Here is an 18,805-nt window from a genome sequence, read left to right as displayed (position 1 = left end):
TCCGAAGCGTCAGGCGCGACTTAAAGTGCGCCTGACGGCATCTTTCCACCCCGCCAGACGCGCCTTGCGGGTCTTCGCATCCATCTCCGGCTCGAACCGCCGTTCACGCGCCCAGGTCTTGGCAAAGGTTTTACGATCCGGCCACAGACCGACGCGACTGGCGGCAAGCCAGGCAGCACCGAGTGCGGTCGTCTCCAGAATGGTCGGCCTGTCCACCGGCGCATCGATGAGATCGGCCAGCCGCTGCATCGTCCAGTCGGAGGCAACCATGCCGCCATCGACGCGCAGAACGGTTTCCTCGCCCGATGCGGAGCGCCAGTCCTTGTGCATGGCATCGAGCAGATCCCGGGTCTGAAAGCAGACGGCTTCGAGTGCTGCGGCGGCAAACTCCGCCGGGCCGGTGCTGCGGGTCAGGCCATACATCGCACCGCGTGCATCCGCATCCCAATGCGGCGCACCAAGACCGGTAAAGGCCGGCACGAGGTAAACCTCCTGCTGCGGATCGGCCTTGGCCGCGAGTTCACCGGTGCGGGACGCCTTGTCGACGATGCCCAGACCATCGCGCAGCCATTGCACGGCGGCGCCGGCGATGAAGATAGACCCTTCCAGCGCATAGATCGTCTTGCCATCGAGGCGATAGGCGATTGTCGTCAGCAGCCGGTTTTTCGAGCGTACCATCTGGGTGCCGGTGTTGAGGACGGCAAAACAACCGGTGCCATAGGTGGATTTGACCATGCCCGGTTCGAAACAGGCCTGACCGATCACCGCCGCCTGCTGATCGCCGGCCACACCGAGGATCGGGATTTCGGCGCCCAGAAGCGCCTCTTCGGTGATGCCGAAATCGGCGGCGCAATCCTTCACCTCCGGCAGCATGACGGCGGGAATTTTCAGGATATCGAGAAGTGTCTTGTCCCAGCGGTTGTCGGCGATGTTGTAGATCAGTGTGCGCGACGCATTGGTGGCATCGGTGACAAAACTTTTAGCCCCGGTCAGCCGCCAGATCAGAAACGTATCGATGGTGCCGAAGCAGAGTTCGCCCTTTTCCGCCTTTGCCCGCGCGCCTTTGACGTTGGACAGCAGCCAGGACAGTTTTGTGCCGGAAAAATAGGGATCGAGAATGAGGCCGGTGCGGCGGACGAATTTCTTCTCCAGCCCCTTGGCCTTCAGCTTTTCGCAATCGCGCGCCGTGCGGCGATCCTGCCAGACGATGGCATTGTGGATCGGCTTGCCGGTTTCCCGGTCCCAGACGACAACGGTTTCACGCTGGTTGGTGATGCCGATGGCGGCGATCTCGCCGGCCTTGATCTTGGCATTGGCGATCGCCCTGCGGATCGTCGACAGCACGCTTGACCAGATGTCTTCAGGATCGTGTTCGACCCAGCCGGATTTCGGAAAGAATTGCGGAAACTCCTCCTGGGCAAAACCGGCGATCTTCATGTCCTTGTCGAACACGATCGCCCGTGTCGACGTCGTGCCCTGGTCGATCGCCAGAACATAACCCTTGGCAGCCGCCATGTCGCTCCTCCTCAAGCCCGAAATGACCGGACATGGTTTGAGCAGAAGCAAATGACGCCTGTCAACCATCGGTCGGCAGGCGTCACAGATCAAATCCGGTGGCGTTACTCGGCGGCGATACGCGGCGGCTCATCGCGACCGGCATCATGGCGCGGAGCAACGTCCGGCGCCGGCTGCGGTACCGGTGGTAACCAGCGCATCGGCAATCGCGGGAACATCACGAACAGGACCGTGACGAGCAGCGAGAAAATCGACATCTTTTTATTGTAAGCGGTATCGCGTGTAAAATCGTCTGCGGTGGCTGCATGGTTCATGTCATCGGCCTCTTTCATGGGCGTTCCTCCAATGGAAAGCACCATAGACGGGCAAACTTGATGGCCGCTGAAAATGATCATTCGAAATTTAACATTCGCAACTGTTGCGCTTAATATTTTCACAACTCGCGCGATTATGACTCATCATCGGCTTCCATCAGAAAGACCTGAACTGATCTCAAAATAATCAATATGCCCAATGAATTAGCATGAAAAATACTTGGACTTCGGGAGCATCGTTAATACTTCTACAATCTTGCAATGCTTAAATGTGCCAAACTGTCACGTTTCATTTTCAGCCACTTTCGGATATTCGCGATGATTCCTGTTGAAGCCCATGCGCATGAGAAGCAGGCCGCCACACCACGTTCGGTCCGTCTGGTGACGGAAGCGATCGGTACGGATCTGGAGCGGTTCAGTGCCGACAATACCCATGTGGTCAGGCAAATCCGGCTTCTGGCCATCAACGCCCTGATCGAAGCGGCTCGCGCCGGCGAAATGGGCAAGGGATTTGCCGTCGTCGCCAACGAAGTGCAGCGACTGGCGCAGGTAGCATCCGACATTGCGGCCAAGTTCGAAAGTAATGTCGTCAGCCGCATCGGCCTCAGTCGCCAGATGGCAGATGCGCTTGTGAACGAAATGGAAGGTGTGCGGCTGACCGATCTGGCACAAACACTGGTGCAGCTGATCGTTCGTAACCTTTTCGAACGCACTGCCGATGTGCGCTGGTGGGCGACCGATACGGCACTCTGGCAGGCGTTGGCGGAACCGACCCCGCAAAGCCTTGCCTTTGCCAGTGAGCGTCTTGGCGTCATCAACCGCTTTTACACCGTCTATCTCGATCTTGTCGTGACCGACCTCTCCGGCAAGGTCATTGCCTCGGCCAATCCGCGCTTCCAGCGCAAGGTGATCAACCGGCCACTCGCGGGCGATCCGTGGTTCGAAGCCGCCCGCCGCACCAAATCCGGCGATGACTACATCGTCGATACCGTCAAGCCGAGCGCCTTGCATGACGAACAGAACGCACTGGTTTATGCGACCGGCATACGCGAGGGCGGCAAGGTGGATGGTGCATTGCTCGGCACACTCGGCGTCTATTTCGACTGGAAAAACCAGGGCCAGGCAATCGTCGAGAAGGAAGCCAACCTGCCGCCGCAGATCGCCTCACGCACGAAGGTGATGCTGCTCGATGGCGAGAGCCGGGTCATCGCCAGCACCGATCCGGCACTGATGTTCACGCACTTCGTTCTGGCTGGCCAGCACGGTCAGGCGTCCGGCAGCTATTACGACAATAGCGGCTCCATCGTCGCCTATGCGAAAACGCTGGGTTACGAGGACTATGACGGCCTCGGCTGGCATGGGGTCGTGGTGCAGCAGACGGAAAACGACGAGGCGATCCGCGAAGCGCTCGACATTCGTTGAGGCCCGACAGACGCGCGAGGCGCCAGTGGCTTCGCAACAATACGCCATCTAAATTCATCTCTCACGCCTTGCGTGCGTGCCAACGCCTCATTAAGTAGGCCGGCAGCGCGCCTCCCTGCTCTTGGCGGTGCCGACGTCGCATGGACGCGGAACCGACGATGAAAGACCGTTTTTAGATGACCAACAATGTTCTGGCTGCTACCTCGGGCACCAAGCAAATAATTTGCATTAACTGGGGCATGACTTACGGGCCTGAATTTATCAATCGCCTTTACGCGATGGTAAAACGCAACATCACACCGCCCTTCACATTCACGTGCTTCAGCGACATCCAGACCGGTCTCAATCCGGAGATCCGCTGCGAAGACCTGCCGCCGCTGCCCATCGAGAAATTGCCTGAGCGCACGCTCGGCATCTGGGGCAAATCCCGGCTTTGGTATCCGCAACTCGGCTCCCTGACCGGGCCTGTCCTCTTCCTGGACCTCGACATCGTCATCGTCGGCTCTCTCGACGTGTTCTTCGAAGTCGGCGATGCCGACGACGTCGTCATGGCACGCAACCAGACGACCCCGTTCGAGCGACTGGGACAATCGTCGGTGCTGCGTTTCCCGATAGGTAAACTGGCGCCACTGCTGGACATATTGCGCGCGGACCCGCAGGGCGTCGCCGACAAATACAGGTTCGAGCAGCGCTTCGTGACCCGCAATGCGCCCGGTGGGGTAAAATTGTTCCCGCGCAACGCCGTCCTGCATTTCCGCCAGGATTGCCGCCGGCCATTTCCTCTGAACTACATCCTGGCGCCAAAACTGCCGCCGAAGGCGCGGGTCGTGCTTTTCCCGCGTGGTCTGCATCCCGAACATGCGGCGGAAGGTCGTTTCGGTGGGGAAAATGCGCCACGCTCGCCGCTAGCGCATCTGCGGGGGCTGTTCGACAGCCGCATTCGCGGCAGCCAGCGCGCGTTTCGTTATCTGCGGCACTACATCTTGCCGACGCCCTGGATCAAGGACCATTGGTACGAATGACCTCGTACCTGATGGCCACTCCGCTCATGCATTGCCTGACGAACTGAAATACGCGTAACCTGCCGGGCAGCATCATGGCTGCTCGGGAGGAAACCGCATGCCAAGAACCGTCGTCGTTACCGGCTCCACCTCCGGCATCGGGCTGGGGATAGCCCGCGCATTCGCCGCCGATGGCGCCAATGTCGTGATCAACGGGTTTGGGCCTTTCGAGACGATCGAAGCAACCCTGCAGGATCTCGGCGCCCTCACCGGCGGACGCATCATCTACCACCCCGCCGACATGACCCGGCCTGACGAGATCGAGGATCTGATCGGCACCGCCGCGAAAGAATTGGGCGGCATCGATGTGCTGGTCAACAATGCCGGCATCCAGCATGTGGCGAGGATCGAAGAATTTCCGCCGGAAAAATGGGACCAGCTGATCGCCATCCTGCTCTCCTCGGCCTTCCATACGATGCGCCACACCATCCCGCTAATGAAAGCGGCCGGCAAAGGCCGCATCATCAACATTGCCTCTGCCCACGGCCTTGTCGCCTCGCCGTTCAAATCGGCCTATGTCGCGGCCAAACACGGCATCATGGGCCTGACCAAGACGGCGGCGCTGGAACTGGCGCAGGAAAACATCACCGTCAACGCCATCTGCCCCGGCTTCGTTCTGACGCCGCTGGTCGAAAAGCAGATCCCCGATCAGGCCCGCGAGAAGGGCATCAGCGAAGCACAGGTGAAGGACGAGGTTCTGCTGCGTCTGCAGGCCACCAAGGAATTCGTCGGCATCGAGGAAGTGGCCGCAACCGCGCTTTATCTGGCCAGCGATGCCGCCCGCAGTATCACCGGCACGCATATTTCCATCGACGGCGGCTGGACTGCGCAATAGGATCGGGATTCGAGGGCCAAAACAGACACCGAAAACGGTGCAAGCCCAAGGGGAACGACATGAATTCTGCAATACGCTTCATTCTGAATTCTGAAGAGATCACGCTGGCCGACTTTTCAGCCACGGAAACCCTTCTCGATTACCTGCGGCTGCGCCGTCGGCTGACCGGCACCAAGGAAGGCTGCGCCGAGGGCGATTGCGGCGCCTGCACCGTGCTGGTCGGACGACTGGTAGAAGGCAGGCTGGTCTATGAAAGCATCAATGCCTGCATCCGCTTTCTTGGATCGCTGCATGCCACCCATGTGGTGACGGTCGAACATCTGGCAGCAAAAGACGGCACGCTGCATCCGGTGCAGCAGGCGATGGTCGACTGTCATGGCTCGCAATGTGGCTTCTGCACGCCCGGTTTTGTCATGTCGCTCTATGGCCTCTGGCTGTCGAACGAGGAGCCGGATCGGTCGGAGATCGAGATCGCGTTGCAAGGCAATCTCTGTCGATGCACCGGATACGAACCGATCATCAAGGCCGCCGAGCAGGTTTCGCTCACCCGCCCGAGCGCCCTGTTCGACCCGCTGGAGCGCGACCGCGCCGACATCATGGCAAAACTCTGGACGCTGAAATCTTCGAGCGACACGATCGCGGTCGAAAAGGACGGCGCGCGGTCGATCATTCCGGGCAGTGTCGAGGCGCTGGCCGGCATTCTGGCCGACGCGCCGCAAGCAACCATCGTTGCCGGCGCCACCGATGTCGGCCTGTGGGTGACGAAACAGATGCGCCGGCTCGATCCCGTCGTCTTCATCAATCACCTCACCGAATTGCAGCGGATCGAGAGCGACGATACCGGCATCACCTTCGGCGCGGGCGTTACCTATGCGCAGGCACTCGAAACCCTGCAGATGGAAATCCCGGCATTCGGCGACCTGATCGACCGGATCGGTGGCGCGCAGGTGCGCAATGCCGGCACGATCGGCGGCAATATCGCCAACGGCTCGCCGATCGGCGACACGCCGCCGCCGCTGATCGCGCTCGGCGCCAGCGTGACGCTGCGGTCTGTCGAAGGTTCGCGCAGGCTGCCGCTGGAAGATTTTTTCATCGCCTATGGCAAACAGGACCGGCGGCCGGGCGAATTCGTCGAAGAGATCCTTGTGCCGCATCCGCACGAGGATGCGTTCTTTTCCGTCTACAAGATCTCCAAGCGCCGCGACGAGGACATTTCGGCGCTCTGCGGCGCGTTTTACCTGATGATCGATGCCGAGGGATGCGTCGGAGACATCCGCATCGCTTTCGGCGGCATGGCGGCAACGCCAAAACGTGCGCAGGCGGTGGAGGCAGCGCTTCTCGGCCAGCCATGGAGCTGGCAAACAGTTGCCGAGGCAAGCCTTGCCTTCGACGAGGATTACCAGCCGCTGACCGACTGGCGGGCGAGCGCGGAATATCGCAGCCTGACCGCAAAAAACCTGCTGACCCGGTTCTTTCTGGAAACGGCCGGTGCGCCGGTGCATCTGCAACGGTTCGAGATGGAGGAGGTGTGAGGATGACAAGACATTCGACGACCACCTGCCCCCTCTGGCCTGCCGGCCATCTCCCCCACAAGGGGGGAGAAGACTTGCCGCAAACGTCTGCCTCAATTGAGCCACAACGGAGCGGCTGGGTTAAGCCCTCCCCCTTGTGGGGAGGGTGGGGAGGGGTCTTTTTCTCCGAAATCGGAGGCACCCTCTGATGGACAAGCTCACCAACGCCCCAAAATCCGTCATCAACGGCCCGATGCACACCTCGCTAAAACATGACTCAGCCCATAAACACGTCACCGGAACCGCCGAATACATCGACGACATCGCCGAACCGGCCGGCACGCTGCACGGTGCGCTTGGCCTATCCGAGCGCGCCCATGCAGAACTCCTGTCGGTCGATCTCGACGCCGTAAAAGCTTCACCCGGCGTCATCGCCGTCCTGACCGAAAAAGACGTGCCCGGCTTCAACGACATCGCCTCCACCGGCCAGCACGACGAACCGCTGCTGGCGACCACCGACGTGCGGTTCCACGGCCAGCCGATCTTTGCCGTCATCGCCGAGACCCGCGATCAGGCGCGGCGGGCGGCAAAGCTGGCAAAAATCGAATATCGCGACCTGCCGCACTGGAGCGACATTCAAGGCGCACTCGAAAACGGCGGCAAGCTGGTCACCCAGCCGATGACGCTCCTTCGCGGCGAGCCGGAAACCGAGATCGACAAACCGCCGCTGCGCATACAGGGCTCGATGGAGATCGGCGGACAGGAGCATTTTTACCTCGAAAGCCAGATCGCCTTTGCCATGCCCGGCGAGGATGAGGATGTGCTGGTCTGGTCCTCCACCCAGCATCCGAGCGAGATCCAGCATATGGTGGCGCATGTGCTCGGCATCGCCAACCATGCGGTGGAGGTGAAGACACGGCGCATGGGCGGCGGTTTCGGCGGCAAGGAAACGCAGGGCAATCTGTTCGCCTGCCTCGCAGCACTGGCCGCCAAGACCCTCAAGCGCCCCGTGAAATTCCGTCCCGACCGCGACGAGGACATGGTCGTCACCGGCAAGCGCCACGACTTCAAGGTCGATTACGACGTCGCCTTCGACGAGGATGGCCGCATCCACGCGGTGGACGCCACCTATGCGGCGCGTTGCGGTTGGTCGGCGGATCTGTCCGGCCCGGTCACCGATCGCGCGCTGTTCCATGCCGATTCCAGCTATTTTTATCCGCATGTGCGGCTGACCTCGAAACCGCTGATGACGCACACCACGTCCAACACCGCCTTTCGCGGTTTCGGCGGGCCGCAGGGCCTGCTCGGCGGCGAACGCATCATCGAGGAAATCGCCTATGCCGTGGGCAAAGATCCGCTCGATATCCGAAAGCTGAATTTTTACGGCCAGCCGGGATCGGGCCGCACCACCACGCCCTATCATCAGGAGGTCGAGGACAACATCATCCTGCGGATCGTCGAGGAACTGGAGGCGTCGAGCGATTACCGCGCCCGCCGCGAAGCGATCGTTGAATTCAACGAACGGAGCCCGGTGATCCGCAAGGGTATTGCGCTGACGCCGGTGAAATTCGGGATTTCCTTCACCATGACCGCCTATAATCAGGCCGGCGCGCTGGTGCATGTTTATCAGGACGGCTCGATCCACCTCAACCACGGCGGCACCGAAATGGGCCAGGGCCTTTACACCAAGGTGGCGCAGGTGGTGGCAGACGCGTTCAACGTCGATATCGAACGGGTAAAGATCACAGCAACGACCACCGGCAAGGTGCCCAACACATCCGCCACCGCCGCCTCTTCCGGTTCCGATCTCAACGGCATGGCAGCTTACGATGCCGCAAGACAGATCCGCGAACGGCTTGTCGATTTCGCCTGCCGCCAGTGGAAGGTGCATAAAGACGACGTCGAATTCCTGCCCAACCGGGTGCGGATCGGCACGGAAGTGGTACCCTTCGACACGCTGGTGCGCGCCGCCTATTACGACCGCGTACAGCTCTCCGCCGCCGGTTTCTACAAGACGCCAAAGATCCATTGGGACCGCGCGGCCGGCCGCGGCCACCCCTTCTATTATTTCTCCTATGGCGCCGCCGTCTCGGAAGTGTCGATCGACACGCTGACTGGCGAATACATGGTGGACCGCACCGACATCCTGCATGACGTCGGCAAGTCACTGAACCCGGCCATCGATATCGGCCAGGTGGAAGGCGCTTTCGTGCAGGGCATGGGCTGGCTGACGACGGAGGAACTATGGTGGGACGACAAGGGACGGCTGCGCACCCATGCGCCCTCCACCTACAAGATCCCGCTCGCTTCCGACCGGCCGCGCATTTTCAACGTGAAGCTTGCGGAATGGGCGGAAAATACTGAACCGACCATCGGCCGCTCCAAGGCCGTCGGCGAGCCGCCCTTCATGCTGGCGATCTCGGTTCTGGAGGCGATTTCCATGGCGGTGGCGAGCATCGCCGATTATGCCGTCTGCCCGAAGCTGGACGCACCGGCTACACCGGAGCGGGTGCTGATGGCAGTGGAGAGGTTGAAGGCGATGTAAACTCAGCGACCGGCCTTGCGCCAACCTGCCGCTCTTGCCTCTGTTTCAGAACAGAACCAGCGCTCGCCGTATTCGGTGCGAATAATCGTATCCGCATAATTTTCCTGGCCGCGAACGTGATAAATCTTGGCTCCGGAGTTGATCGAGATATTGCCCTTGATATCGCAGCTCTGATCATAGGTCTGACGTGGCAAAAGCGTATACCCACCTGTCGCCATGAAGACGGCGCCGGAAATCAGCAGTGTGACGAGTGTGAAATTGCTCATTGCCACAGCATGCACGGCAGTCAATTCATTTCGGTTGATCGTGCTTTTAAAATACAACCAAACTCAGATATTCACGGCACCCCATCCTGATGCGGCAAGGGCACTGCCGCCACCTTGCTCCGCTGCCACGGAAACAAGCCCAGCACCAGCGCGCAGCCGAGAATGATCACCGCAGCGCCGACGATCTGGATGGATGACAGCGGCTCGTCCAGCACGATGGCACCGACGAAAACCGCCACCACGGTCACCGCGAACTCGACGCTGATCGCCTTGGTCGCGCCGATCGAACCGACCAGCTTGAAATAGAGAACATAGGTGGTGGCGCTCATCACGCAGGCGGAAATCAGCAGATATAGAATATCGAGCGCTTCCGGCACACGCGGCACCGGCACGGCAAAAAGAAACGGCGCAGAAATCAGCCCGCCGAACAGGAAGGAGCCGATGGTGACTTCCCAGGATCCGGTATGTTTCAGCTTGTGGGCGGCGTAATTGCTGCCGAAGGCGGCGGAAAAACAGGCGGCGAGCGCCGCGGCACAACCGAACACGAATTCGCTCGTCACCGGCACCGCCGGAAAACCGACCAGAAGCACGATACCGGCCACCCCGAGTGCCAGCCCCGTCAGGCCGCTCGCCTTCATCCGCTCCAGCCCCCAGACCTGGCTGATGACCATGGAAAACAACGGGATGGAGGCGACCAGAATGGCCGCCATGGCGGTGCCGATCATCGGTATCGCGTAGGAAAGGCCGAGAAGCTGACCGGCCACCGTGGTTGCGCCGACCACCAGAAACGGCTGCCAGCCGTCACTGAAATCCAGATGGCGGTGGGTGAGCTTTGCGATCGCAAACAACGTGCCGCAGGCGATGAAGCCGCGGATGGAAGTGGCGGCGACGAACCCGAAGGCATCGACCACCTTGACCACGACAAGGAAGGAAAGGCCCCAGGCAAGGGCGAGAAAGAGATAGATGGCAAGGTCGCGGGGTTTCATGGGCGGCAGGATCACGCGTTGAAGTGGCAATGTGCATAACCGATGCCCGCCCGCTTCGCCATGCCATTCGCGACATGTCCCCGCCTGAATGGTCGGACGCTCAGGAGGCCAGCGCCACCCGTTCCATCTCCACCGACACCAGTCGGTCGCGGCCGCCGCGCTTGGCCTCATAAAGCCCATTGTCGGCACAGGTGACCATATCGTCGAGCCGCGCCTCGCCGGCAAGCGTCGTCACGATACCGGCGCTGACCGTGAGATTGACCGGCTCATGGCCTTCCCAGTGGAATTCGATTTCCGTGAAGCGCGCACGAACCCGCTCCACGACAACAGCGGCCATTTCCGCCGAACCGGGAAGAAACAGGATAAATTCCTCGCCGCCCCAGCGGCCGACAATATCGTCGGCGCGAACGGTGCTGCGCAGAACCTCGGAAAAACGCACGATCACCTCGTCGCCGGCATCATGGCCAAAACGGTCATTGACGCTCTTGAAACCGTCGAGATCGAACAGCGCCACCGACACGGTCTTCGCCGCATCGCGGATCAGGCTGCCCGACACCTGCTCGCGAAAGGCGCGGCGGTTGAGAAGGCCGCTCAGACTATCGGTTTCCGCCAGCCGCTTGAGATCGTTCTGGTAACGGACATGGTCGCTGATATCGCGCACCACGGCGATCATCATCGGCTCACCGGCAGCCTCGGTGCGCAGGATGGTGATGCCGCAATGGATTTCGGAACCATCGGCCCGCCGCCCCACGGTGTTGGCATCACGCTGGCCCATGTAGCGGGCATCCGCCGCGCCATGTTCGAAACCGGAGACCAGCTTGTGGTGGAAGGAATGCAGCCGGTCCGGCAACAATACCTCCAGCGGTTTGTCCAGCAGTTCGCCCGGCTTCCAGCCAAAAATCGCTTCGGCCGCCGGATTGCACAGGCGGATCGTGCCATGCGAATCGATGCCGATAATGCCATCGGCAATCTCGAAGACGATCTTGCGATAGATGTCCTGCGACGCCGGGATCAGCGACGCGATCGATTCTCTTTTTGCCATAGTAGTCGGATGCAACTTTCGCAGACACGCAGTAATGCGGCGCAGCATTTGATAATGCGCAAGATCTATCGGTAAAATACTGATAAATTTCTAACTCGCACTGCTGGTTCACCTTGCAACGACACCAGTATAACGCGTCAAAAACCGATACGGAGACATAAATCCGGATGATGCGAAGGTTTTGCCGCGATGCTACAGTCTCCCCCATGCACCAGTCATCGGCCCTCGATTTCCTTGCTGAACATCATGCCTGCATCCTCATCGAGGTGACGGAGGCAAAAGGCTCGACACCCCGCGATGCCGGCACGTTCATGCTGGTTGCAACGGATGCGATCTGGGGCACGATCGGCGGCGGACAGCTGGAATATATGGCCATCGACAACGCCCGCGACCTGCTGGCCGGCAGCGGCCTTGCCGAAATGAATATCCCGCTTGGCCCGGAAATCGGCCAGTGTTGCGGCGGCCGCACGCGGCTGTCGTTCGACATGATGACGCCGCAGCTTGCGGAGAACCTGCGTCATCGGCTGGAAGCCGAAAAATCCGCCCTGCCGCACATTACCCTGTTCGGCGCCGGCCATGTCGGCCGCGCGCTGATACAGGCACTTTCCCCCCTGCCCTTTACGGTAAGCGTGGTGGAAAGCCGGGCCGAGGAACTGCGCTCCCTGCCGGCTGGCATCAATACCCGGCTGACGGCACTGCCGGAAGCCGAGGTGGAAAAGATGGCGCCAGGCAGTGCAGCGTTGATCCTCACCCATGATCACGCACTGGATTTCCTGATCGCCCGCATCGCCCTTGCCCGGCATGATCTCGCCTATATCGGCATGATCGGCTCAGCCACCAAACGCGCCACCTTTGCGCACTGGCTGGAACGCGAGGGCGAAGACCGGGCTCTGCTGCAACGCCTCGTGCTGCCGATCGGCGGCAGCGTGGTGAAGGACAAGCGCCCGGAAGTGATTGCCGCTCTGGTGGCGGCCGAACTGCTGACCGTTTATGCCGTGCGGCAGGAGAAGCGATCAGAACGGCAGGTCTCGCATCCGTGATCCCTGCCGGGTCTGCCAGAAAACATCCGCCCGGTCGGCCGGCAAGGTCTCGGCAACGCCGACATCCCGTCTGAGGTCATCGGGCAAAACCGCACTCCGCCTTGCTCTTCCCTGCAAAACACAGCGAAGGAGGCCGATCAGCCGGCGCGGCAGTTCATAACCGCGACGCGGTTTCGAAGGCAAAAGGTCAGCGATTGCGGTCAGCATGGTCGCTCCACATCGTTTTTTTAAGGGTTGCATGCGGTGATGGTTGCACCCGATTGTCGGGCAATTCCAATTCGATTACGATCGGCGACGATCAAGAGAGCTTATCGATGAAATTGTCTCGCCGCTTTACGCTGAATGCGCTCCGGGTTTTCGAAGCGGTCGCACGCCTGGGCAATTTTACCCGCGCGGCGGAAGAGCTTGGCATGACGCAGACGGCCGTCACCTACCAGATCAAGCTTCTGGAGGATTTCGTCGGCGACACCGTGTTCATCCGCAAGCCACGCGATCTGCAACTGACGGAAAGTGGCAAACGCCTGCGGCCCAAGGTGACGGAAGCCTTTGCGCTTCTGTCCGACGCTATGGCGGACGCATTGCAGGCATCCGGCGAAACGCTGGAAATCCAGTCACCACCAACCTTTGCCTCGCACTGGCTGTCAAAACACCTCGGTGATTTCCAGCTGCAGAATCCCGGCATTTCCGTCCGGCTGACACGCACGATGGGTGCGATCGATTGCGATCGTATTCCAACCGATGTCGCCATCCATATTTCCGACAAACCATGGGAGGGTTTGGTTTGCCACCCTCTCATGAAGCTCGATTACACGCCGATGCTGCATCCCCGGCTGGCAGAAAGCATTGGCGGCATCAATGAACCGGCCGACCTGCTGAAACTGCCGTGGATTTCTGACACCAAGGATATCTGGACCGGATGGTTCGAGAATATCGGGCTTGATCCGGGGCAGATACGGCATATCAACCTCAACACTTTTGGCGCACTTGACCTGCAGGCGAACGCTGCGATTGCCGGCCATGGTGTGGCCATGCTCGCCCCGTTTTTCTTCGAGCGTGAGCTGGCATCCGGCCAGTTGATCCAACCCTTCGATATCAGCATCGACGACGGCAAAACCTATTGGCTCGCCTATCCGCCGGCGCGACGCAATGCACCAAAGGTCAGAGCTTTCCACGCCTGGATCAGCGGCATGTTGGCAAGTGCTCCGGCCCTGTCATCCGAGACGCGCAAATCCGTCACAGAGGCCGCTGGGACGTGATCAGGCGAATTGCACCATAAGCACCCTCCTGATCGCGCTCTCCCCGCGCGCTGCGGCCATCCAGAACGCCGAGGTCGCGGCGCAGGTTTTCCGGCAAGGCCTGCAGGTCGATGCTTTCCGGCTTGGGCGTCGCGACGCGGCCGAAGAGACGCGAAAAATCCACATCCGGCCAGAGCCGGGCAAAGGGCTGCTGAAGGATCGATAACATCGTCTTACTCCTGATTTCGGGCGCACGCCGTCATCCCGGAAAACCTTGTTTTCCGGTCGCGCTGCCCTGCGGGAAACCCCGCTTGCATTTGATGTTGGTGAGCGTAAGTTGCGCCGAAAAGTGATGGTAATCCAATCGAATTACCGTCTGTACGGATCAAGAGAACTTATCCATGAAACTGTCGCGCCAATTCCCGATGAATGCATTGCGCGTGTTCGAAGCCGCCGCCCGGCTGCTGAGTTTCACCAAGGCGGGCGAAGAACTGGGGCTGACCCAGACGGCGGTCAGCTATCAGATAAAACTGCTGGAAGACACGATCGGCGAACCGCTGTTTTTGCGCCGGCCGCGGCAGGTATCGCTGACGGATGCGGGGGAGCGGCTGGCGCCAAAAATCTCCGAGGCCTTTGAGACGATCAGCGACGCCATTGCCAGCACGCGCCACCAGTCGGATGGCACGCTGATCATCCACACCACGGCCACGTTCGCATCCCGCTGGCTTGCCCATCACATCGGAACGTTCCAGCTGGAAAATCCGCAGATCGCCGTGCGTATGGAAACCTCGCAGGAAACCATCGATTTTTCCAAGACCGAAGCGGACGTGGCGATCCGCAGCAGCAAGAGCGGGCAATGGCCGGGGCTGCGATCGCATTTCATGATGAAAAGCCATTTCACGCCAATGCTCAATCCGAAACTGGCCGAATCCGTCGGCGGCATCAGGGAGCCGGCGGATCTTCTGAAAGTCAGGATCATCGATGCCAGCGATCCCTGGTGGGTATTGTGGTTCGAAGCAGCCGGCCTGCCGGGCATCGATCTGGAAGGGCGGCCGACCAGCCGTTTCGGCGGCATCCAGGCGTTCGAGGCAGCAGCAGCCATCGCCGGTCATGGTGTGGCGATCCTCAAACCCGAATTTTACGCCGATGACGTGGCGCTCGGCCGCCTCTACCAGCCATTCGACCTGCTCGCCAGTGACGGCTCCGACTACTGGCTCGCCTATCCGGAATCCCGTCGTAATGCGCCAAAAATCCGCGCGTTTCGCGAATTCATGCGCAAGATGATGCCGACGTTTCAGGACTGAGGTACCGCCTCAATAACTCATATCCGGCGCGTAGAAACAGCGCAGCGTATCCTCGTTGGGATAGAGGCAGACATGATATTCGCTGTCCTTCGAGCGCCGTGCCTCGCTCTGCCGCAGCTTGAAATCATGATTGCGGGTAATCAGCCGGTGGTCGCCGGGGCCGAGGATGACCTCATAGCCGCCCTTGACGATCCTGACATTCTTGGTCGGGATCATCTGGCAATCGCCGGTATGATTATCGCCGTTGCAGCAATAGCTTTCGTATTTCCAGCCGGTATGTGCCTCGTGGGCCGCCGCACCGGATGCGTACGCAATCATCACACTCGCCAGAATACTGCGCATAAGCTCATTCTCCGTTGATGAATGCACCTCCGGTGAACTGCAATACTCAACCGCACCGGCTGCCTTGCATGTGGAATATTAGCTGAGTCGGCTTAGCCGGCTAATTGGCAAATCTTGCGATGCACAATTTATATGTGCGCAAATTCTAAAACGTGGATGCCCGATTGTGGTTCCATCGCTATAATGGCTTGAGTTGCAATGTCGCGGCCCTGCTTATCCCCTTCCCTCCGGCGTGTTTTTTCCTCACAGTATCGAGTCGGGGAATAAAAAACGGGGAACCCGAATGTACGAATATGCGATCGCCTGGGAATGGCTGAGCTTTGCGGCTCGCTGGTTCCATGTCATCACCGCCATCGCCTGGATCGGCTCATCCTTCTATTTCATCGCACTCGATCTGGGGCTGGTGAAACGGCCGCATCTGCCGGTCGGCGCCCATGGCGAGGAATGGCAGGTGCATGGCGGCGGATTTTATCACATCCAGAAATATCTGGTGGCGCCGGCGCAGATGCCCGAACACCTGACCTGGTTCAAATACGAGAGCTATTTCACCTGGTTGTCGGGTTTCCTGATGCTCTGCATCGTCTATTACGGCGGCGCCGACCTGTTCCTGATCGACCGCACGGTGATGGAACTGGAGCCCTGGCAGGCGATCTGCCTGTCGCTGGCCTCGCTGTCGATCGGCTGGATCATCTATGACCAGCTCTGCAAATCGCCGCTCGGCAACAACACCTGGGGCTTGATGGTTCTGCTCTACATCGTACTCGTGGCGATGGCCTGGGGTTATACGCAGGTGTTTACCGGCCGCGCCGCCTTTCTGCATCTGGGCGCGTTTACTGCCACCATCATGTCGGCCAACGTGTTTTTCATCATCATTCCCAACCAGAAGATCGTCGTCGCCGACCTGATCGCCGGGCGCACGCCGGATGCCAGATACGGCAAGATCGCCAAGCAGCGCTCTCTCCACAACAACTACCTGACGCTGCCCGTCATCTTCTTCATGCTGTCCAACCATTATCCGCTGGCCTTCGCCACCCAGTTCAACTGGGTGATTGCAGCACTCGTCTTCCTGATGGGCGTGACGATAAGGCACTGGTTCAATACCACCCACGCCCGCAAGGGCAAGCCGACATGGACATGGCTGGTGACGGTGCTGATCTTCATCACCATCATGTGGCTGTCGACCGTGCCCAAGGTGCTGACCGGCGAGACCGAGACGAGCATGACCCCGATGCAACAGACATTCGCCTCGAATGTGCATTTTCCGGCGGCCCGCGATATCGTCACCAGCCGCTGTTCGATGTGCCATGCGGCCGAACCTGTGTGGGACGGCATCACGTTCACGCCGAAGTCGGTGAAGCTGGAAACCGATGGCGAGGTTGCCGCCCATGCCCGCGAGATATACATCCAGGCGGGAAGAAGCCACGCCATGCCGCCCGGCAACGTCACCGACCTCACGCCGGAAGAACGCAAACTGCTGGTTGCATGGTATGAAAGCAGCGTGGCAGCGAAATAGAGTTTTAGATGACAAGCACCCTGATCCGCGGACGCCTCCTGTCCTTCCACCGCGCGCCCCACTCGCTGACCGATAGCGACAGTTATCGTTACGAGCACGATGGCGGCCTGCTGGTGGATGCTGCCGGAAAGATCGCCGCAATCGGCGATTACACGGCGGTGAAGGCCGGGGCGCCCGAAGATGCGGTAGAGATCGACCACCGCCCGCATCTGATCCTGCCGGGCTTCATCGATACGCATGTTCATTTCCCGCAGATGCAGGTGATCGCCTCCTACGCCGCCAACCTGCTGGAATGGCTGAACACCTACACGTTTCCGGAGGAATGCCGCTTCGTCGAAAGCGATCACGCCGCCCGCATCGCCACGCATTTCTACGACGAGTTTCTGCGCCACGGCACCACGACAGCCGTTGCCTATTGTTCCGTCCACAAGACCTCGGCCGACGCCTTTTTCGCCGAAGCGCTGAAGCGCAACATGTGCATGGTCGGCGGCAAGGTGATGATGGACCGCAATGCTCCACAGGGCCTGCTCGACACGCCACAAATGGGCTATGATGAAACCCGCGCCGTCATCGAGCAGTGGCACGGCAAGGGCCGAAACCACGTCGCCATCACCCCACGTTTCGCCATCACCTCGACACCGGGACAGATGCAGGCCGCCCAGGCGCTGGCGAAGGAGTTTCCCGACCTGTTCATCCAGACGCACCTGTCGGAAAACCACGACGAGATCAAATACACCTGCGAACTCTATCCTGAAGCCACCGATTACACCGACATCTATGCGCGCTACGGCCTGCTCGGCCAGAAGACGCTGCTCGGCCACGCCATCCACCTCTCCGAGCGCGAACTGGACGCGCTGTCTGAAGCAGGCAGCATCGCCGTCCACTGCCCGACCTCCAATCTCTTTCTCGGTTCAGGCCTGTTTCCGTTGAAGGCGTTGATGCGGCGGGAAAAACCGCTACGCGTTTCGGTGGCCACCGATATCGGCGGCGGCTCCAGCTATTCCATGCTGAAGACGATGGACGAGGCCTACAAGATCCAGCAGCTGCTCGGCGAACGCCTCAACCCGCTCGAAAGTTTCTATCTGATGACGCGCGGCAATGCCGAAGCGCTGTCGATGGAGGGTGATATCGGCACGCTGGAGATCGGCTCGACGGCGGATCTGGTGGTGCTCGACGCCGCCTCCACGCCGGCCATGCGGCTGCGCATGGAAACGGTAAAGACGCTTCCGGAAGAACTGTTTCTGCTACAGACCATGGGCGACGACCGCGCCGTGGTGGAGACCTATGTGGCGGGCGTGGCGATGAAGAGCGCGATTGTTGCACCCAATTCGGGAGCGTGATAGTTTCATAAGTGGCAACGGTGGAACATGATTGAACTCAAGCCCATCCGCACCGAGGCTGATTATCACGCGGCGACTGCGCTGCTGAAGACCTTGTGGGGAGCAGAGGCCGGCACACCAGAGGCCGACAATCTCGATCGGCTTGTCACGCTGGGCGATGACTATGAGAGCGCCAACGACCCCGTCGACCTGCCTGACCCCATCGACGCCATCATTTTTCGCATGGAGCAACAGGATCTGACGCGCAAGGATCTGGAGCCTCTCCTGGGCAGCCGCGGCAGGGTCGCAGAGATCCTCAATCGCAAGCGTCCGCTTTCGCTGGAAATGATCCGCCGCCTGCATTCTGAGTTGGGCATTCCGGCTGAAATTCTGATCCAGCCCATTCGACCGGCAAAAGACGCGGCCTGAAACACCGTTTGCTTTGGAGATCGCGTTGCAGCTGGTACGGCACTATAAAATGTTGCCACAACATCGAATTCGTCTTCCTTCGTCCGGTCCATATGCTACCTCTCTGACACCATGTCATGGAGGGAG

19 protein-coding genes are annotated in these 18,805 nt (G+C 60.1%); 11 read left to right on the top strand and 8 right to left on the bottom strand.

Going from position 1 to position 18,805, the window contains the following annotated elements; all coding sequences use genetic code 11:
• Positions 1-9: 9 nt before the first annotated feature.
• Together glpK and EDF70_RS03350 are read right to left on the bottom strand one after the other, a co-directional pair.
• The gene (gene glpK, locus EDF70_RS03355) at positions 10-1,515 is read right to left on the bottom strand and encodes a glycerol kinase GlpK (RefSeq protein ID WP_132271887.1); all 1,506 of its coding nucleotides are present in this window, start codon (positions 1,513-1,515) and stop codon (positions 10-12) included.
• A 104-nt stretch (positions 1,516-1,619) separates the two neighbouring features.
• A complete protein-coding gene (locus tag EDF70_RS03350; protein WP_132271885.1) occupies positions 1,620-1,847 on the bottom strand; it encodes a hypothetical protein in 228 nt (75 codons plus the stop codon).
• 300 nt (positions 1,848-2,147) lie between these two features.
• Between EDF70_RS03350 and EDF70_RS03345 the strand changes: the two genes are divergently transcribed.
• From EDF70_RS03345 to xdhB, 5 genes are all read left to right on the top strand, one after another.
• Positions 2,148-3,251: a methyl-accepting chemotaxis protein gene (locus EDF70_RS03345; RefSeq protein WP_132271883.1), complete on the top strand. Its 1,104-nt coding sequence runs from the start codon at positions 2,148-2,150 to the stop codon at positions 3,249-3,251.
• Positions 3,252-3,427: 176 nt separating this feature from the next.
• A complete protein-coding gene (locus tag EDF70_RS03340) occupies positions 3,428-4,273 on the top strand; it encodes a glycosyl transferase (protein WP_132271881.1) in 846 nt (281 codons plus the stop codon).
• A 97-nt stretch (positions 4,274-4,370) separates the two neighbouring features.
• Complete coding sequence (locus tag EDF70_RS03335) at positions 4,371-5,147, top strand: 3-hydroxybutyrate dehydrogenase (RefSeq protein WP_132271879.1); 777 nt, start codon at positions 4,371-4,373, stop codon at positions 5,145-5,147.
• 59 nt (positions 5,148-5,206) lie between these two features.
• Positions 5,207-6,679 carry a xanthine dehydrogenase small subunit gene (gene xdhA / locus EDF70_RS03330; RefSeq protein ID WP_132271878.1) on the top strand — a complete coding sequence of 491 codons (1,473 nt, stop codon included), beginning with the start codon at positions 5,207-5,209 and terminating at the stop codon, positions 6,677-6,679.
• Positions 6,680-6,866: 187 nt separating this feature from the next.
• Complete coding sequence (gene xdhB, locus EDF70_RS03325) at positions 6,867-9,203, top strand: xanthine dehydrogenase molybdopterin binding subunit (RefSeq protein WP_132271876.1); 2,337 nt, start codon at positions 6,867-6,869, stop codon at positions 9,201-9,203.
• Positions 9,204-9,205: 2 nt separating this feature from the next.
• On the opposite strand, the gene EDF70_RS03320 is transcribed toward xdhB, so the two are convergent.
• The 3 genes from EDF70_RS03320 to EDF70_RS03310 all read right to left on the bottom strand — a co-directional run bounded on the left by EDF70_RS03320 (position 9,206) and on the right by EDF70_RS03310 (position 11,497).
• The gene (locus tag EDF70_RS03320) at positions 9,206-9,526 is read right to left on the bottom strand and encodes a hypothetical protein (RefSeq protein WP_348639705.1); all 321 of its coding nucleotides are present in this window, start codon (positions 9,524-9,526) and stop codon (positions 9,206-9,208) included.
• A 14-nt stretch (positions 9,527-9,540) separates the two neighbouring features.
• Positions 9,541-10,455 (bottom strand): DMT family transporter, encoded by a 915-nt coding sequence (locus EDF70_RS03315; RefSeq protein WP_132271874.1) that lies wholly within the window; start codon positions 10,453-10,455, stop codon positions 9,541-9,543.
• Positions 10,456-10,555: 100 nt separating this feature from the next.
• Positions 10,556-11,497, bottom strand: a complete 942-nt coding sequence (locus tag EDF70_RS03310; RefSeq protein WP_165931928.1) for a sensor domain-containing diguanylate cyclase — start codon at positions 11,495-11,497, stop codon at positions 10,556-10,558.
• A 206-nt stretch (positions 11,498-11,703) separates the two neighbouring features.
• Between EDF70_RS03310 and xdhC the strand changes: the two genes are divergently transcribed.
• Positions 11,704-12,537: a xanthine dehydrogenase accessory protein XdhC gene (xdhC, locus tag EDF70_RS03305; protein ID WP_132271870.1), complete on the top strand. Its 834-nt coding sequence runs from the start codon at positions 11,704-11,706 to the stop codon at positions 12,535-12,537.
• Here xdhC and EDF70_RS03300 read toward each other — a convergent pair.
• Positions 12,511-12,744 carry a hypothetical protein gene (locus EDF70_RS03300; RefSeq protein WP_132271868.1) on the bottom strand — a complete coding sequence of 78 codons (234 nt, stop codon included), beginning with the start codon at positions 12,742-12,744 and terminating at the stop codon, positions 12,511-12,513. The two genes, xdhC and EDF70_RS03300, sit on opposite strands and share 27 nt — an antisense overlap.
• Positions 12,745-12,851: 107 nt before the next feature.
• Here EDF70_RS03300 and EDF70_RS03295 point away from each other — a divergent pair, with 107 nt between their 5' ends.
• Positions 12,852-13,793 carry a LysR substrate-binding domain-containing protein gene (locus EDF70_RS03295; protein ID WP_132271866.1) on the top strand — a complete coding sequence of 314 codons (942 nt, stop codon included), beginning with the start codon at positions 12,852-12,854 and terminating at the stop codon, positions 13,791-13,793.
• Here EDF70_RS03295 and EDF70_RS03290 read toward each other — a convergent pair.
• Positions 13,771-14,001 (bottom strand): hypothetical protein, encoded by a 231-nt coding sequence (locus EDF70_RS03290; RefSeq protein WP_132271864.1) that lies wholly within the window; start codon positions 13,999-14,001, stop codon positions 13,771-13,773. The genes EDF70_RS03295 and EDF70_RS03290 overlap by 23 nt on opposite strands.
• Before the next feature lie 172 nt (positions 14,002-14,173).
• Between EDF70_RS03290 and EDF70_RS03285 the strand changes: the two genes are divergently transcribed.
• A complete protein-coding gene (locus EDF70_RS03285) occupies positions 14,174-15,076 on the top strand; it encodes a LysR substrate-binding domain-containing protein (protein ID WP_132271862.1) in 903 nt (300 codons plus the stop codon).
• Positions 15,077-15,085: 9 nt separating this feature from the next.
• On the opposite strand, the gene EDF70_RS03280 is transcribed toward EDF70_RS03285, so the two are convergent.
• A complete protein-coding gene (locus EDF70_RS03280; protein WP_132271860.1) occupies positions 15,086-15,418 on the bottom strand; it encodes a hypothetical protein in 333 nt (110 codons plus the stop codon).
• A 283-nt stretch (positions 15,419-15,701) separates the two neighbouring features.
• Here EDF70_RS03280 and puuD point away from each other — a divergent pair, with 283 nt between their 5' ends.
• Genes puuD through EDF70_RS03265 form a run of 3 tightly spaced genes read left to right on the top strand, consistent with a single transcriptional unit; the run spans position 15,702 to position 18,679 of the window.
• On the top strand, positions 15,702-16,931 hold the full coding sequence (puuD, locus tag EDF70_RS03275; protein WP_132271858.1) for a urate hydroxylase PuuD: 1,230 nt from the start codon (positions 15,702-15,704) through the stop codon (positions 16,929-16,931).
• Between the two features lie 8 nt (positions 16,932-16,939).
• Positions 16,940-18,271 carry a guanine deaminase gene (gene guaD, locus EDF70_RS03270; protein WP_132271857.1) on the top strand — a complete coding sequence of 444 codons (1,332 nt, stop codon included), beginning with the start codon at positions 16,940-16,942 and terminating at the stop codon, positions 18,269-18,271.
• Between the two features lie 27 nt (positions 18,272-18,298).
• Positions 18,299-18,679 carry a helix-turn-helix domain-containing protein gene (locus tag EDF70_RS03265; RefSeq protein ID WP_132271855.1) on the top strand — a complete coding sequence of 127 codons (381 nt, stop codon included), beginning with the start codon at positions 18,299-18,301 and terminating at the stop codon, positions 18,677-18,679.
• The last annotated feature ends 126 nt before the right edge of the window (positions 18,680-18,805 follow it).

Source organism: Neorhizobium sp. JUb45, assembly GCF_004343585.1.
Lineage (GTDB): Bacteria > Pseudomonadota > Alphaproteobacteria > Rhizobiales > Rhizobiaceae > Neorhizobium.
This window is presented reverse-complemented; position numbering and strand designations above follow the sequence as displayed.